The sequence below is a fragment of the Acidovorax sp. Root219 genome, from assembly GCF_001428665.1.
Lineage (GTDB): Bacteria > Pseudomonadota > Gammaproteobacteria > Burkholderiales > Burkholderiaceae_C > Acidovorax.
In genome coordinates this window covers 87,619-103,300 of record NZ_LMIJ01000016.1, presented here as the reverse complement: position 1 = coordinate 103,300, position 15,682 = coordinate 87,619, and the positions used below count along the sequence as shown (strand labels likewise).

General features: G+C 61.9%; 12 protein-coding genes and 2 pseudogenes. 9 read left to right on the top strand and 5 right to left on the bottom strand.

Annotation, left to right across the window (positions count from 1 at the left end):
* Positions 1–508: 508 nt before the first annotated feature.
* Positions 509–769 carry a hypothetical protein gene (locus tag ASE28_RS32145; protein WP_157422034.1) on the top strand — a complete coding sequence of 87 codons (261 nt, stop codon included), beginning with the start codon at positions 509–511 and terminating at the stop codon, positions 767–769.
* A 187-nt stretch (positions 770–956) separates the two neighbouring features.
* Here ASE28_RS32145 and ASE28_RS18675 read toward each other — a convergent pair whose 3' ends face one another.
* The 3 genes from ASE28_RS18675 to ASE28_RS18665 form a co-directional block, all read right to left on the bottom strand.
* On the bottom strand, positions 957–1,541 hold the full coding sequence (locus ASE28_RS18675) for a cysteine hydrolase family protein (protein ID WP_057267972.1): 585 nt from the start codon (positions 1,539–1,541) through the stop codon (positions 957–959).
* A gap of 315 nt (positions 1,542–1,856) precedes the next feature.
* Positions 1,857–2,207, bottom strand: a complete 351-nt coding sequence (locus tag ASE28_RS18670; RefSeq protein WP_057267971.1) for a nuclear transport factor 2 family protein — start codon at positions 2,205–2,207, stop codon at positions 1,857–1,859.
* A gap of 108 nt (positions 2,208–2,315) precedes the next feature.
* On the bottom strand, positions 2,316–2,555 hold the full coding sequence (locus tag ASE28_RS18665; protein ID WP_057201347.1) for a hypothetical protein: 240 nt from the start codon (positions 2,553–2,555) through the stop codon (positions 2,316–2,318).
* A gap of 679 nt (positions 2,556–3,234) precedes the next feature.
* Here ASE28_RS18665 and ASE28_RS31520 point away from each other — a divergent pair.
* The 6 genes and pseudogenes from ASE28_RS31520 to ASE28_RS33610 all read left to right on the top strand — a co-directional run.
* Positions 3,235–3,732: a hypothetical protein gene (locus ASE28_RS31520; protein ID WP_082608143.1), complete on the top strand. Its 498-nt coding sequence runs from the start codon at positions 3,235–3,237 to the stop codon at positions 3,730–3,732.
* Between the two features lie 58 nt (positions 3,733–3,790).
* Positions 3,791–4,036, top strand: coding sequence for a hypothetical protein (locus ASE28_RS18660; protein WP_057267970.1), 246 nt, complete (start codon positions 3,791–3,793; stop codon positions 4,034–4,036).
* A gap of 147 nt (positions 4,037–4,183) precedes the next feature.
* On the top strand, positions 4,184–4,660 hold the full coding sequence (locus ASE28_RS18655) for a (2Fe-2S)-binding protein (protein WP_057267969.1): 477 nt from the start codon (positions 4,184–4,186) through the stop codon (positions 4,658–4,660).
* On the top strand, positions 4,657–5,694 hold the full coding sequence (locus ASE28_RS18650; protein WP_057267968.1) for a xanthine dehydrogenase family protein subunit M: 1,038 nt from the start codon (positions 4,657–4,659) through the stop codon (positions 5,692–5,694). The genes ASE28_RS18655 and ASE28_RS18650 overlap by 4 nt, the downstream gene beginning before the upstream one ends.
* The gene (locus ASE28_RS18645) at positions 5,691–8,033 is read left to right on the top strand and encodes a xanthine dehydrogenase family protein molybdopterin-binding subunit (RefSeq protein ID WP_057267967.1); all 2,343 of its coding nucleotides are present in this window, start codon (positions 5,691–5,693) and stop codon (positions 8,031–8,033) included. Before ASE28_RS18650 ends, ASE28_RS18645 begins: the two co-directional genes overlap by 4 nt.
* A gap of 553 nt (positions 8,034–8,586) precedes the next feature.
* Positions 8,587–9,741 (top strand): annotated as a pseudogene (locus ASE28_RS33610) (fibronectin type III domain-containing protein); the annotation flags it as partial.
* A gap of 1,960 nt (positions 9,742–11,701) precedes the next feature.
* Here ASE28_RS33610 and ASE28_RS33375 read toward each other — a convergent pair.
* Positions 11,702–11,836: a hypothetical protein gene (locus ASE28_RS33375; protein WP_255361084.1), complete on the bottom strand. Its 135-nt coding sequence runs from the start codon at positions 11,834–11,836 to the stop codon at positions 11,702–11,704.
* Positions 11,837–13,133: 1,297 nt separating this feature from the next.
* Between ASE28_RS33375 and ASE28_RS18635 the strand changes: the two genes are divergently transcribed.
* Together ASE28_RS18635 and ASE28_RS31510 are read left to right on the top strand one after the other, a co-directional pair.
* Positions 13,134–14,831: a diguanylate cyclase gene (locus tag ASE28_RS18635; protein WP_057268020.1), complete on the top strand. Its 1,698-nt coding sequence runs from the start codon at positions 13,134–13,136 to the stop codon at positions 14,829–14,831.
* Between the two features lie 157 nt (positions 14,832–14,988).
* A complete protein-coding gene (locus ASE28_RS31510; RefSeq protein ID WP_082608141.1) occupies positions 14,989–15,216 on the top strand; it encodes a hypothetical protein in 228 nt (75 codons plus the stop codon).
* 114 nt (positions 15,217–15,330) lie between these two features.
* On the opposite strand, the pseudogene ASE28_RS32135 reads toward ASE28_RS31510, so the two are convergent.
* Positions 15,331–15,682, bottom strand: a pseudogene (locus ASE28_RS32135) (methyl-accepting chemotaxis protein); the annotation flags it as partial.

Here is a 15,682-nt window from a genome sequence, read left to right as displayed (position 1 = left end):
TGGTACGGGACTGCGATCACGCCTGAGGCGGAGCTTGCAGGCATCGCCTGGGCCGTGGCTCGCGATCGCGGTTCATCGTTGTAGTGCGAGGGTGCACGAAGCGCTGTAGGACCAAGCCACTAACAGGAACATACCGACAGCAGCCATCGGTTAAAGAGCTGTCTATCGGCACCGTCCTACTCTGAAACACCTTTGCCAGTTTGAGCATGCGTGCAGGTGGCGCCTTGCTACCCTTCTAAGGAGACAACTATGACCCATTCTCACCAAGGTTCCAACCCTGTTTCACGCCGCTGGATCGCTGTGCCACTGATCGCGGCTTCCATGCTTGCGATGACAGCTTGTGATCGCAACAAGACCCCGCAGACTGGTACCACGCCTAGCTCATCGATGGGCCCAGCATCCGCGCCGACGCCAAGCTCTGCAGACAGCATTCCCTCCGGCTCTACAAGCAGCGGCAGCATGGCGCCCAGCGGAGGCACAGCGGCAGGTGATGCGAGTACAGGCTCCGTTGGAAGTACGACATCAGGCGCTGCTTCTGGGAGCCCTGCTGGCAACACAAACGCTGGTAGCGGCAACCCTGGCAGCGATAGAGGTGCCGGCACAGGCGCTGGAACTGGACCAGGCGCGGGTGCAGGTTCCGGAGCAGGCAGCGGAGGAGCAGGTACTGGCGCCGGAGCGGGCACAGGCAGCGGAGCTGGCACTGGCACTGGCGCAGGCACCCGCTGATCCGCTCGTGGCGCGATCTATCGGAAGCCATCGTGTCGGATGAGCGGCAGTGGCGCTTGGGCACCAAGAGCTAGCGTATTGGTTCGAGCAGCTCAAAACAATGCTGAGCAATTGTCTTTCTGCCAAACCCTCAAGGCTATCTCGCGCGCGTGCACGAGGCGGTGAAAGCTCTTGGCTTGGCATCTTCCCGCGCACTGTCTTGATACGCCGTCAAAGCGTGAGTCCTCCAATCAGGTAATGGAGGAGGACTTTCGCACAGAGCACTTGAGCACCTGCGACATTTGCCGCAGCGCAGCCTCTTTGAACTCCTCGTTCTCCGCGGCCGTACAGTCGCGCGGCACCCACACCTTATAGCCACGCATGTACGCATCCATCGCCGTAAGGTGCACGCACATATCGGCAGCCAACCCGGCAACGATCAATTCGCGCGCCTTGAGCTGCTTGAGCAGGTGCTCTAGCGGAGTGCTATGGAACGCAGAATGCAGCGGCTTGAGGATGGTGAGGTCGTTGTCCCCAGGCTCCAGCAGCGTGGCCATTTCCCCGCGCGCCCCAGGCAGAGCCTTGCAGGCGGTAAGAAGGTCTTTGAATTCCGAGCGCCAGATCCCGTAGTTGTCGTTGGCGTAAATGGCCGTCACGCCGCTGGCGGCCAAGCGCTTTTTGAGCCGCGTTGTGGCTTGCGCGGCCTGCAATGCGGCCGGCACCAGCTTTTCAGCCCCAGGAAACTGCATGGGATTGATGAAGTCCACCAGCAGCAGCACCCTCGGGCTGGGCCGAAGATGTGGTTTTCTGGCCTGTTGAAAGTAGCTTGGCTGCATTCCTCAACTCACTTCACTCTCGTTATCGGTCTTTGCCAGGCCGCGCATGTTCATGGCGGCCAGGGAGATCCTGGACCAGTGCCACGTCCTCTCCCGTCACCGACGGACGGAAGCCCCCAGCAGCGTTGTAGGTTGGGCAGTGATACCCAGATTGGCTCTATGAATGCGGAGGTGCCCATCGCGGTCCTGATAGACGAATGGCAATGGGCGCGCACCTCATCCGCGTGCGCATTCCAGTCGCGCACCTGCACCGTGCCGCACACCCCAGGGGCGTTATGAAGGTGACCCAATAGATGCGGACAGCACATCAACGGCTCACTCCACAGGAATCACGAAAGCTTGCAACTGGTACAGCTTGCCATCCTTGAAGCGCCACACATCGCAGTAGGAGTGCCGTACGGACTCGCCGGCGTCGTTCTTCAAAGTGATTTCGCCAATGGCGGTGAGCCAGTCGCCGTCGGCCACCATGTGCTGCACCTGGAATATTGGTGGCTCTGGGTACGCCGTTGGCATCCATTGGCGCACGGCTTCCTTGCCCCGCAGCGTGTTATCGCCCACGAATGCCCATTCCGTATCCTCGGTGCAGAGTGCGAGAAATCCCTCAAAGTCGAGTCGCGAAATGGCCGCGTTGGCTTGTCTCAAAGTTTCCTTGTTGGCGTCCTCCATGCATGCTCTCCTGGCTTTGATTGGTTTCTCCCCCGGCACGAAATCTCAGAAACCACGGTGAGCCTTGCCTCACGCGCAAATCGGAGGCCGGCTGCGGTGGCGCGGTGCTCAGCGCGTAGGGTCTTTGCCTGTGATGGCGGTAATCGTGTAACCCAGTTCGGCGAGCCGTTCTTCCGCTGTGGCGCCCTCCCGGCCGTCCGGTATAGAACCGCCCGCCTTTTCCATCGCGAGAGTGCAGAGGCCTCGGGCCAATGCAGAGCGCGAGGGCTCAGTTTCGAAGAGGTCCGAGAGATAAATTTCGGTGCCTTCATCGTTTTCGGCCGTGATGGTCCATAAGCGCTTTGGCATGGCGGCATATCCTCCATTGGAAATCTCGACGCTACCCAGTGCGGTAAGTGGCCAGGGTAGAACCGGCGCAGTAATCGCCGTTGGCAGATCAGGCCTGAGGCGTTTTATCCTTGGGATCCGGAACGCTGGGGCCGTTACTGTCTGACAAGCCCGCACCAGGCGCTTTGCCAACATCGCCTTGATCACCTGTATTGTGGTCTGGCGTAACCCAAGTTCCACCAGTGCGTCTGGTGTTACCGCGCGGGTGGTCCTCACTCCCATCGTCAAAGTTCAGTTGTTCGGATGTCGTGGGCGGAGAATCCACGACACCGCGATCGCCTTTGTTCAAGCCACTTGGCGGCACCTGTCCGGCCTGGTTGCGATCAGACTGATTGCCGTCTTTCTGCGACGACAACTGAGTTTGGTGTTGAGACATAGCATTTCCTGATGAGGCGCCGACCGCAGGGTGGGCGAACAAATTCATGGTGCGCCGCAGACGAATGTATGGGTGTCAGCATCGTGCGAACTGCCGCGTAGGAAAGGGCGCAGCGGGCGGTGCCCTCTGTAGGAGATACCTGCCGGGAAGTTGGCATGTCTGCCTAGTCCCACCTGCGTTTGCAGGCCGTACTTTGACAGTTTTCCAACCCAGCCGCGGCAGGCCTCAATCGAGCAGTCTGCGGGTGACCCCAAGGAGACCATCATGAGCGAGCTTCGTACCAGTCCACTTGATCCCGAGAACAAACCTGGCGCTGGCGCCGTCGTCGGAGGCGCAGCAGGAGGGATTGCCGGTGGAGCCGCTGCAGGCGCCCTGGCAGGCGGTCTGACTGGGCCAGCAGGCGCTGCCATAGGGGCAGTGGTGGGCGCCGTGGCGGGCGCCGTGATGGGCAGCAAGGCAGTGGATCCCGCAGCGGAAGACACCTACTGGCGCGAGAACTTTTCTTCGCGTCCTTATGGCAGCGGATCGACCTACGAGGAGTATCAACCTGCCTTTCAGTATGGCGTGGATTCCTATTCCAGGTACCCGAATCGCACGTACGAAGACATCGAACCCGAGCTTGGCAGAGGCTGGGGCGGAATCCGCGGGCGGTCTTCACTTGAATGGGAGAAGGCGAAGCACGCGACCCGCGATGCATGGCACCGGGTGAGCAACGCTGTGGAGCGGGCAGTTCCCGGTGATTCCGACAAGGACGGTCGCTAAGAACCGCATACGGGGCATCTTCAATGCCCCTTTGCTGTCTCAACTTTTGGAGAAACCCATGCAAGAAAAACCCAGTGATCCACATCCTCTCAGCGACCTCGCCTACGACTGGATCACCTTGATTCAGAACAAGGCCCAGGCATTGATGGCCTACGACCAGTACATCAAGGACGCCGAAGCAGCAGGCTCCCCAGAGTGCGCCGCATTCTTCAAGAAGGTCCACGACACCGACAAAGCACAGCTCGCCGAAGCGAAACAGCACCTGCTGGCGGTGCTTCAAGGCAAGATGGGTGCTACCAAGTAGGGCAAGAAGTGCTCTAACCACTTGGCGTTGAATCTCGTGCAGTAGCCGAACTACGCAGCCGAGTAACGGGATGGCTTGTTGTCCGACAGGATCACCTAGCGCCACTCATAAGAATCGATTTCCCAGATTCGTCAAAAGAGCCGCCCCATGCCGCATTCCATTTCCCTGACAGTCAACGACCGAACCCGCAGGTTCGACATCGAGCCATCGGTCACGTTGCTGGACCTCCTTCACGACAAGCTCGGCCTCACGGGCGTCAAGAAGGGTTGCGACCATGGTCAGTGCGGTGCTTGTACTGTGCTGGTCAATGGCGAGCGCATCAACTCCTGCCTGACCCTGGCTGTCATGCGGGATGGCTCCCAGGTGACCACCGTGGAGGGCCTTGCCAAGGACGGCCAATTGCACCCCTTGCAGCAGGCGTTCGTGGCGCATGACGCTTTCCAGTGCGGGTACTGCACGCCTGGCCAGCTGTGTTCCGCCGTGGGCCTGATGAAGGAGGGCCATGCCAGTACGCGCGACGAGGTGCGCGAACTCATGAGCGGCAACCTGTGCCGGTGCGGTGCGTATGTGCAGATTCTCAGCGCGGTGAGCGAAGTCGCATTGGGCGAGCGAGGAACGCAATGAAAGGCTTCACCTACCTGGCGGCCACAGACATGGCGCAGGCGCTGGCGGCGAGCCGCGAGGGCGCGTTCATTGCCGGGGGCACGAACCTCCTCGATCTGATGAAGGAGGGCGTGGCGCGCCCGCGGACGCTCGTTGACATCAACCCGCTGCCGCTGAGCGCCATCGAGGAAACGCAGCACGGCGGGGTGTTGCTTGGCGCGCTGGCCCGCAACGCGGCCACGGCATACCATCCGCTGGTGCGCCACAGGTATCCCATGCTCTCTGCTGCCATCCTCTCGGGAGCGTCCCCGCAGATCCGCAACATGGCCACCGATGGGGGCAACCTGCTGCAGCGCACCCGGTGCTATTACTTCTACGACACCGGCACGCCCTGCAACAAGCGCGATCCCGGCAGCGGCTGCTCGGCAATAGGCAACCTGGCGCGCCAGCACTCCATCCTGGGCGCCAGCTCTCAGTGCATCGCCACCCACCCTTCAGACATGTGCGTCGCGCTCGCTGCGCTGGACGCGGTGGTGCACGTCCAGTCCCCCACTGGTGCCAGAAGCATTCCATTCGCCGAGTTCCACCGGCTGCCCGGGGACCGTCCCGAAATCGACAATACCCTGCACCAAGGCGAGTTGATCACGCAAATCGAGCTGCCTCCCTCCCCTCAGTTTGTCCAGCACAGCGCCTACCTCAAGATCAGGGAAAGGGCGTCGTACGCCTTCGCCCTCGTGTCAGTGGCTGCGGCGCTTCATCTGGACGAAGGTGGCCGGATCGTAGAAGCGCGAATAGCGATAGGGGGAGTCGCACACAAGCCTTGGCGCCAAACGCAGGCAGAGGCCCTACTTCAAGGCAAAAGCCCTGAGCGGGCCGTGTTTGCCGAGGCAGGCGCAGCGCTGCTGGCTGGCGCGGTCCCGCAGGGCAGAGGACCCGGGAGCAACGCTTTCAAAATCCCCATGGCCCAGCGCGCCGTGGTGCGCGCCCTTGAAATGGCCCTGGCCGGGCAAACCAGCCTGCTGCCAGGCAGCTCCGCGAAAGGGCAAGCCGCATGACATTTACGATCAATCAGAGTCCTCAGCAGCCCATGGCGGAAGCCGGAACGGGCTATGTCCGGATTGGAGACTCCATTTCGCGCACGGACGGGCGTGCCAAGGTCACGGGTCAGGCGCTGTATGCGGCAGACCACTTCGTGCAAGGGATGCTTTTTGGCGTGGTGGTGAACAGCACGATCACCCGCGGCCGCATCGTCCGCTTCGCGCTCGAGCGCGCCATGGCCGTTGCCGGCGTGCGCGACATCCTGACGCATGAGAACCGGCCCAAAACCCGGTCCATGGACATCTTCTACAAGGACATGACGGCACCGGGTGGCTCCCCCTTCAAGCCCCTGCACAGCGATGCGATCCTCTACAGCGGGCAACCCATCGCCCTGGTGCTGGCAGAAACCTTCGAGGCGGCCCGCGAGGCCTCACAGCTGGTGGAGGTGGAATACGAAGTCGAAAAGCATGAAGCCGACCTGATGGCCGCGCTTCACCGGGCCCACGAGCCCAAGGGGTTCAAGGCCGGGTATGCGCCGCCACCGAAGCCCAAGGGGGATGCGGACGCCGCGTTTGCGGCGGCGCCAGTAAAGATCGATTCGCAGTACTACAGCGGGGCCGAATACCACAACCCCATGGAGATGCACGCCACCACGGTGATCCGCGACGAAGAGGGGCACCTCACCATCTACGACAAGACGCAGGGATCGCAGAACAGCCGTTGGGTGGTGTCGCGCGTGTTTGGCTTGGGCAAGGACAAGATCACTGTAAAGAACCCGTTCGTCGGGGGTGCCTTTGGTTCGGGGCTTCGGCCGCAGTACAACCTCATCCTCGCGGTGATGGCTTCACTGCATACAGAGCGCTCCGTACGGCTCGTGCTGACCCGCCAGCAGATGTTCACCTTCGGGCATCGGCCGGAAACCGTGCAGCGAGTGCGGCTCGCCGCTGACCACGATGGAAAGCTCCAATCCGTCATCCACGAAGCGGTTGCAGAGACATCGCGCCTGGAAGACTACGTTGAAGTGGTCGTGAACTGGTCGGGCCAGTTGTACACGAGCGACAACGTTCGCCTGGAGTACAAGCTCGTCGACCTGGACCGCTACAGCCCCATCGACATGCGCGCACCCGGCGCCGCCCATGGGGTCCACGCGCTCGAAATCGCGATGGACGAACTCTCCTACGCGCTCAGGATGGACCCCCTGGCGCTGCGGTTGAAGAACTATGCCGAGCGCGACCCGTCCAGGGACCTACCACATTCCACCAAGGAGCTGAGGGCCTGCTATGCACAGGGCGCCGAGCGCTTCGGCTGGGCAAAACGCCCGCTGGAGCCACGCTCCATGCGGGAGGGAAACGAATTGGTCGGCTGGGGCATGGCGACGGGTGTCTGGGATGCGATGCAGATGTTCGCCCGCGCCCGGGCAGTGCTCCACTCTGACGGCAGACTGGAAGTAAGCAGCGCTGCGAGCGACATTGGCACGGGCACCTACACCGTGATGGCGCAGATTGCCGCCGCGGCCCTTGGTCTGCCGCTAGAGAACGTGACCTTCAAGCTCGGAGACTCCACCCTACCGGTCGCGCCCATCGAGGGGGGCTCATCGCACGTGGCCACGGTGGGGTCGGCCGTGGAAGGAGTGTGTGAAAAGCTGCAAAAGAGGCTGTTCCAGATTGCGCGCGGCCTGGACGATTCGCCGTTTGCCAAGGCGCGCATCGCAGACGTGGAGTTCTTTCGCGGCACTCTGCGCTTGAAGGGGGTGTCAGGAGCGCAGCTGCCCCTTTCGCAGATCCTTGCAGCTGCTGGCGGCGAGCCTCTTGAAGAGAAGTACCTGATGCTGCCGCACATGCTCAAGCAGCGCAAATATTCGAGGGCTACCCACTCTGCGGTGTTCTGCGAGGTGCGGGTGGACGAAGAGCTGGGCACCGTCCGTGTGACGCGCGTGGTGAGCGCCATCGCAGCCGGCCGCATCATCAGCGCAAAGACGGCCCGCAGCCAGATCTACGGCGGCGTGGTGTGGGGCATCAGCCAGGCTCTTCATGAGGAAGCGCATTCCGACAATTCACTGGGTCGCTTCATGAACCACAGCTTTGCCGAATACCACATCCCGGTGCAGGCGGACATCCACGACATCGACCTCATTTTCGTCGATGAAGATGACCGGATCGTGAGCCGGCTCGGCGCCAAAGGGGTGGGTGAAATCGGCCAGGTGGGTGTCGCGGCTGCCATATCTAATGCCATCTTCCATGCCACTGGCAAACGCGTGCGAAGTACACCGATGACCCCTGACAAGGTGATGCAACTAGAGAACGAGGGTAAGCGTCCAGGCAGCCATATGGATAGCGCTGTTCTCGCCATTGACTAACTCAGCCACGGTGCCGACGTGGTAGTGGCAACCGGGCACGCAGGCCAGCCGCTTGAACAAGGCTTTCAGCATTCTGCCGGCGCGGCGCGCGAGCGTGGCCAGAGTGTTGTGGGCGGCGTCAAGCAACTGCTCAGAGATGAGTGTGTGGGTGGAGCAGCTTCTTCGGCGTTGACCGCCGAGGACGTGGAGCGCCACAGGCGCCCCCAGCTCACGGCCTATATAGTGCCGCGCAGATAGTGTTCCGCGATCAGCTGCCCCAGTCGCCGGTGGGCAGCGGGCGAAACTGTGCACCCCTGGGTCGGCCACCCTGGTCTGCCTGCGCAGAAATTATCGGCAGTGGCGCGCCGCTGTCCATCATCAGTTCTGGGTACTGACAGTCGGGGTGAAAGCGTCTAGAGTGCAACCGCACCATGCATTGCCAGTGCACTGCCCGGCCCTGGGCTGCCTCGTTTCAGCATCCACCACGTCTAGGAGCCAGGGGACGGGCCTGTGTGCTGCCATTCTTGTTTTCCACCGTTCACTGCAAGACGCCTGTCTTGCCAACGAGGTACCCATGCTTTTTCCGTCTGTGCCGGGCATTTACCCCACATCCCCCACGCTGCGCAGGCACCCGGGCCTGTGGCTTGTGCGGCTTGCAGTGGTGTTGCTGTCGGGCTGGGTGCTGGCCCACGGCAGCCTGGCGGTTGCCGCTCCCGGCCCGCAGTCTATCACCTTCAACAATCCGGGCAGTCAGAACTTCGGCACCACGCCCACCTTGACTGCCAATGCAACGTCGGGCCTTGCGGTCGAATTCAGCACGCCCACGCCAAGCGTGTGCACCATCACGCTGGGGGGCGTGTTGAACTTTGTCGCCGCAGGCAGTTGCACCGTCAACGCCGACCAGCCTGGCGACGGGGCTTGGCTTGCAGCGTCCACCGTCAGCCAGACTTTCACGGTGCTGCCCATCACCCCCGGGGCACCCACATCGGTGGTGGCCACGGCGGGCGACACGCAGGCGGGCGTGGCCTTTGTGGCGCCGATCAATCTGGGAGGCTCGGCCATCACCGGCTATACCGTCACCGTCAGTCCACCTGATGTGGCGCCGGTGAGTGGCCCCTCGTCACCGGTCATCGTCGTGGGGTTGACCAATGGGCAGCCCTACACCTTCACCGTGATCGCCAACAACCTGGCCGGCCCGGGGATTGCGTCCGCACCCTCTGCGCCGATCAATCCCGCAGCGACGCAGACTATCACTTTTGCCGCGCCAGGGGCGCAGAACTTCGGCACCACCCCGACATTCAACGCCACGGCGGATTCGGGCCTGAACCCTGTATTCTCGTCATCCACTACGGGGGTGTGCACCATCACCACCTTGGGGGCGCTGACCTTCGTGACGGCAGGATCGTGCACCATCAACGCAGACCAGCCCGGCAATGGCACGTTCCTGCCAGCCGCGCAGGTCACCCGCACCTTCACGGTGAATGCGGTCGTCCCCGGGCCCCCCACGATGGGCAGCGCCACGGCGGGCAACGCGCGGGCAGTGGTGGCCTTTGCCGCCCCGGCGTTCACCGGCGGAGCGCCGATCACCGGCTACACGGTCACTGCGACCACCGTGCCCGGTGGCGCCACCAGCACGGCCACGGGCGCGGCGTCGCCCATCACGGTAACGGGCCTGTCCAACGGCACCACCTATGCCTTCAGGGTCGCCGCCATGAATTCCGCGGGAACGGGTGCACTGTCTGCGGCCAGCGCCAACGCCACGCCCGTCGCAGCGGATGAACCACCCGCCCCACCTGCCAAGGAAGATGTCACGCTGGCACCCGGCAGCAGCGGCACTTTGTCGACGCCCGGCAGCGCCACGCTGAGTGCGGGGTCGGCGTTGGCGGTGCAAGCCGCCGCGGCAGGCGGCTCCATCACGCCACCTTCTGCAGGCACTGCCACCGTGCGCCTGGGCGGGCAGGGAGGCAGCGTCACCCTGGCGCAGGCGCTGGGTGGCGGCCGGGCGCTGGTACTGGCGCCCGCTGCGGGCTCAGGCGCCATGGTGCTGGGACTGGCGTCAGGCAGTTTGTCCATAGGCACCATTCCAGGCACTGGTTCAGGCACCGTTACAGGAAGCGGCCAGGGCGGGCAGGTGCTGCTCGACGTGGGGGCGCCCGGAGCGGGCAGCACGGCCAGCGGGCGGCAAGCCGTTGCCGGGCCCGGTGGTGCGCGCATCCTGGCCGATCGCGCAGGCGATGGCAGCCTGACGGTGCAGGTGCTCGAAGGCAGCGTGCTTATCCCTTGCGCCGGGCCTTGCGTGAGCCCGGCGACCACCATCACCCTGCTGGCTGGCGAAAAAGCCCACGTCAACCGCCAGGGCCTGGTGCAGACGGTCACCTTGCTGCCCGCGCCGCTGCCCACGCCCGTGCCCGCCGGCCTGCAACTGCCCAGCGCGCCCGCAGACCTGAGCGGCACCACGCCTGCGCGCACGCCGGGTGCATCGTTGCTGGCGCAAGCCAACGCCGCGCTGCAGGCGCTGTTCGGGCCCGCTGTCACAGGCCATGGCCAGCAGGCGCTGGGCAACGCGCTGTGGACGCTGCCTGACGGCAGCACCCTCGGCCTGCTGCCGTTGGCCTTGCCGCATATCGATCTGAACACGCCCGACGGCGCCACGCTGAGGCCCGATGGCACGCTGGCCATCGCCTGGCGCGGTGTGGTGCAAACCTTCGGCCCCGCGCCGGTAGACCTGCACACGGCACTGCAGGCATTGCAGGCGCTGGTGCCCGCGGCAAAATTGAGGGTGGGCGCCACAGGCACATGGCGCATCGACGCATCGGGACCCGGCCCCAACGGCTTGGCCCTGGCCCTGGCTGTGCGCCCGGGCTGGCTGGCAAGCCCAGGGGGTGCGCCAGCGCAGGCCCTGCGCTTCGAGCTGGATGCCGCTGGCAACCTATGGCTGTTGCAGGCCAACGGGCTGCAGACCCCGGTGCTGCCCGCCTTGGCCGAACCCCGCGCGCTGCAGGCGCTGCTGGTGGGTGCCGACCCCCTGCTGCAATGGCAGGTAGGGCTGGACGGCACGGCCACGGGGCTGCTGCTGGGACAGGCCTACCGGTTTTATCCGCAACCGGTACTCCAGCGCGCAACGAGTGCCATCGGTGCAACGGGTGCAGAGGCTTTCTGGCTGGAGCGCCTGCAGGGGCAACTACTGCTGCACTTGCGCCTGGCCGATGGCCTGGTGCAGACGGTGGTCGTGCAGTAACCACTCGGTACAGTTTGCCAATCCTTTGGTGAGCGATAGACCTAGAAAACAAAACCCCGCCACGCTTTGTGCGGCGGGGTTTTCACTGTACTTACAACGCGGCTCTGAACGCGATGCACGCACGGCGATTGGAATGTAACCAAAGCATTGGGGATACAAAACCCCTTTGCCAGATTTCAGCCGGTTGTCTTACATGCCGCGTTCAGCTCGACATCCGGCAGCCGTCAACCATGTACGCCATATATGTCGTAGTTTGCTATCCACCGTCATAAGCAATAGTTTCAGCAGCGTAAGGTTCATGGTCTGGCGCCCTCCAGCCGGATTTAAGAACCTGGTGAAGCCAGATGAGTTCGGCGCTTGCCTGCACGTTTGGCCAACAGCGTTGCCTCGTCGGCCTCCGCCACTTAGGCTTCAGCCTGAGTCCTCCCGTTGGCCAGGGCCACGCCAATGCTCATCCCCACGGCAACCATGACTCCGCCCCGAAAGCGCCCCCCTTGAGTTCGAGCCCACGCGCAATGAAGAATTCGATGGCCGCACCGATGTCGTCCACCACGATGCCAATGTTGTCTATGAGCTTGACCGTCATTGATATCTCCTTAATATACGACAAGATAATCAGGCTCAAGCTGCGCGCTGAGCGCCCAGGCTTTCAGGGATGTTGCTTGACCGAAAGCCTGTGCGTCGAAGGCAGTTTCCGCTTGCATCCGCTGGGGATAGCGGTAGTCATGCCAGCGCCTCGGAGGGTAGCGTCCCGACCGAATCGGAACGCCAGGGCTCCAACGTGGCTTAAGCAAGCCTGGATAGTGGTGTGGCGTATTTGTCCTGTGCCCCGGGGTGGGGCCGGGGCTGGGGAGCCGGTAGCCCCGGTGAACTTGGGGAGCGCAACGAACTTTAGCCTGAGAGCGTGACGTTTTTGCATCGTCAATATCTCGCACTCACGATGCCTTAGTGTGGGCCCATCGTGATCCTCATGATCTCTTGATGAAATCCGGCAGTTGAGTCAACGCCGAAGTCCCCTCCCCGAACACAATGGGCGATCAGGATGATGGCTGTGTCTGGCGTGGCGCAGTCTTCTTGGCGAACTCGTAGGACGTGGCCATGTAGCCGCTTGAGAGAGATGGCGAATTGGCAAGAGTGCGCAGAACGTTCTGGTCTGACCGGAGCTCGTAGTCTACCAAGTGCGAAAGATTCCATCAGGCCCGTTTCCCGCACAAAATAGTCAGCATGCCCGCGCCAGATCTGGAATCAACACCGAAATGACGAGAAAGAAAAGTTGATTCTTAAAGGGCATAAATGCGTCTGGAACTGCTGGCTACCTAGTAGTAGCTGATGACCACTGCTAGTGTGCTTACTAACAGGGCAAACGCAACCCTTCTCGGGCGCAATAAAGACTTCATCTGGCACCGAGCCTGCATCATCTTCGCGGTTTCTCAGCGTTGCAGCGCTGGCATCCCTATTGGAACTGCGTCCCACTGTAAGCGCACATCCAGGTTCTGGCGTAGTTCAACGCCTCCTCTTCTGTGTCGAATGATTCGGCTGGGTAAACGAACTCTGTCTTGCCATCTGGGAGCTCTACGGAAGCGACAGACCACTTCCGTTGTCGAACAAGAAGCACCCAACAACTGCTGTATGCATCGCATCGAAGCCTGTGCTCTGTAGTGATGATTTTCATGCAATCGAAATTATCAGAAACTGCTTGTCCTCGTCAGAACCGCAGCGAAATCGATATGATTTTCATTGCCATTTAATTCTTGACAGCAGTCCTGGAATCGGCCAGTTGACAGTGCTACGATCTGAGGTGTGATCTCGGTAGTCCCTGGAGTATCAGCCTTTGGAAGGCCCATGTGCCAGAGGGTGTTTTGGGCCACTTCAGTGGGGTCAGCATGATTAATTTTGCGCCATTTCGACAACTTGGCCTGCGAACCCAACTCTCTGTTGTGTTCGCTGCTCTTGTCGCGGTCCTGACTCTGGTTCTCTCTTCAGGATTGGGCGGGTTGCTTCGATCGAGTGTGCAAAAAGATGCGAGCCAGGTGCTCTACACCGTCGCAGACAACGCCAGTCGACAGCTTTCACAAGGCCTTTTTGAGCGAAGTCGCGTCGTGCAGGTGCTTTCCCAAGCGCGAGGCATCTGGGAGAAGGGACTTGACTCGCCGGAGGTACGCGAGCTCCTCACCCGCAACCAGGCAATTGACCCCTACAGCTTATGGATCGGTGTCGCTGACGCAGGAGGCGACGTGAAGGCCGCGACACAAGGCATGCTGGAAGGTGATAGCGTGCGCGAGCGTCCATGGTTCACCGCTGGCCTTGCTGACCTGCACGTTGGAGACGTTCACCCCGCAAAGCTGTTGGAGAAGCTCCTGCCTCCCAACGTTTCGGGTGAGCCTCATCGATTTGTCGATTTTGCAGCTCCTATCAAGATGGACGGCACGACGGTGGGAGTGCTCGGGATGCATGGCAGTTGGGAATGGACCAGGGATGTGTTGGAGAGTCTCGCGCCCACTGTCACCCAAGCTTCGTCGATTGCATTGTTCGTGTTCGACCGCTCAGGTGCGCTGATCTATTCACCTCCGGCGTACAGAAGTGAGTTGGAGCGTGGAAAACAACGACTGCCTGTACCGCCGTCCTTCACCGAGGGATCGAAGGCGCCTGCAGCAGTGACATCGTGGGTAGATGGGAAAAGCTACCTCACCTCGGCGGTACCCTTACAGCCGCGAAACCAAGCGAGTGATCTCGGGTGGACTATTGTTGCCAGGCAACCGGTGGACGTCGCCTTCGCAGACGCCTATAGAGCCGTCAACGCCACGCTGATCTTCGGTGCGTTCGCGGCGCTGGCTGCAATTGTGCTGGCATGGCTCGCGGCAAGACGTCTTAGCGAAGACATAAAGACCTTGTGTGAAGCGGCTAGCCAGGTAGAAGCAGGAAAGCTAGGAGCCACGATTCCGCTCGTCGACCGGAATAGGGACGTGAAGCAGCTCTCTTTCGCGTTGCGTGGAATGACAGCGCGCCTGCTGACGGCCAACACAGAAATGGAAAAGCAAGTTCGCGTTCGAACTGCGGAGCTAGAAGCGGCAAACCGAGCGTTGGACCTCCAAGCGCGCACTGATGCATTGACAGGATTGATGAATAGGCGCGGGTTCAATACACAGATCGAGTTTGCTGTGGCGTTGGCAAGTCGAAGCGGACGGTCGTTGAGTCTCGTATCGGTGGATGTGGACTATTTCAAACGAGTGAACGACACGTTTGGCCATGATGCGGGCGATGAAGTACTACGGCGTCTGGCTCAGCTACTCCAACAGCGCGTAAGGGCTTGCGACATCATTGGCCGGTTAGGTGGCGAGGAATTCGTCGTAATACTGCCTGACACGGACTGCGATGGCGCACGAACTCTTGCCCAGGCGATCGTTGAAAGCGTCGCGGCACAAGAGATGCCACTGGTTGGACGAATAACCGTAAGTGCCGGCGTGGCGAGCTTTCGCGCTCAGCACGATTCCTCCAGAGCGCTTCTGTGCAGAAGTGACGACGCGCTCTATGAAGCCAAGGCCCAAGGCCGCAACCGGGTGTGCGTTGAAACTGCGGAGTGAGTAGCGCACATCTATTCTGGGTGAGAGAGCTGGTGTTGCCCATCTATTCACTGTCCGCAAACCTCCCTTGAGTTCGCCTGGGTTAGGCCCGCGTTCTTCTGTATAGACATCAGCATGATTGATTGGCGTACCGTACTGCCCAATAGATGGAGAACATATGCCATTAGATTTCCTTCGACGAATCTCTGATGAACCGCTGCCGTTGACGGTTACCGGCCAGCAGGAGATCGACCAGTTGCGTGTGCTGGCCGCCGCTCAGATGATCGACGTAGACTTACCCTCTGTTGGATCAACAGGCGTTGCAGTGGTGCACAAAATCACTGGGTATGGACGCGCTGCACTTTTAGCGCCAGCACCGCGCAGCCAAGGCCTTACGAAAAAATAGATCCCGGGCAGCGCCACAAAGAACGCTTCGCAAGCGCGTGTTCCGCCAGAAGCACAGAAATGGACTGTTCGCTTCCTGGCAAAAGCTGCGCAGCCACGGAACTTTGGCCGCGTGCTAAAAGCTCTCCCACTCATCCTCCCCGCCCCCGCCTGCCTTGGCCGGCGCCTTGCGTGCTCCCGCTGCCGGGCTGGGTGCTGCTGGCCCTTTGGGCGCCGCCAGCCGGCTGGCCGCTGCAGCCTTGGCCGCAGGCTCGGTCGATACTGCGGCGCGCGCAGCCGGTGCCGGCATGCCCATTGGCTTGCGCACCCCTGGGGCCGGTCCGGGTGCCGATGCGCGGTAGTTGCCTGCACCACCGCCGTCGCCCGCCAGCCGGAACACCGCCACCGCGTTGACCAGCTCGCCCGCCTGGCTGTTCAGGCTGCTCGCCGCCGCCGCCATTTCTTCCACCAGCGCCGCGTTCTGCTGC

Bases quoted from the DNA above. Each gene is read 5' to 3' on its own strand.
- ASE28_RS18645 (WP_057267967.1), top strand. From the start codon at position 5,691: ATGACATTTACGATCAATCAGAGTCCTCAGCAGCCCATGGCGGAAGCC.
- ASE28_RS18675 (WP_057267972.1), bottom strand. From the start codon at position 1,541: ATGCAGCCAAGCTACTTTCAACAGGCCAGAAAACCACATCTTCGGCCC.
- ASE28_RS18635 (WP_057268020.1), top strand. From the start codon at position 13,134: ATGATTAATTTTGCGCCATTTCGACAACTTGGCCTGCGAACCCAACTC.
- ASE28_RS33375 (WP_255361084.1), bottom strand. From the start codon at position 11,836: ATGACGGTCAAGCTCATAGACAACATTGGCATCGTGGTGGACGACATC.
- ASE28_RS18650 (WP_057267968.1), top strand. From the start codon at position 4,657: ATGAAAGGCTTCACCTACCTGGCGGCCACAGACATGGCGCAGGCGCTG.
- ASE28_RS18670 (WP_057267971.1), bottom strand. From the start codon at position 2,207: ATGGAGGACGCCAACAAGGAAACTTTGAGACAAGCCAACGCGGCCATT.
- ASE28_RS18655 (WP_057267969.1), top strand. From the start codon at position 4,184: ATGCCGCATTCCATTTCCCTGACAGTCAACGACCGAACCCGCAGGTTC.
- ASE28_RS18665 (WP_057201347.1), bottom strand. From the start codon at position 2,555: ATGCCAAAGCGCTTATGGACCATCACGGCCGAAAACGATGAAGGCACC.
- ASE28_RS31520 (WP_082608143.1), top strand. From the start codon at position 3,235: ATGAGCGAGCTTCGTACCAGTCCACTTGATCCCGAGAACAAACCTGGC.
- ASE28_RS31510 (WP_082608141.1), top strand. From the start codon at position 14,989: ATGCCATTAGATTTCCTTCGACGAATCTCTGATGAACCGCTGCCGTTG.
- ASE28_RS18660 (WP_057267970.1), top strand. From the start codon at position 3,791: ATGCAAGAAAAACCCAGTGATCCACATCCTCTCAGCGACCTCGCCTAC.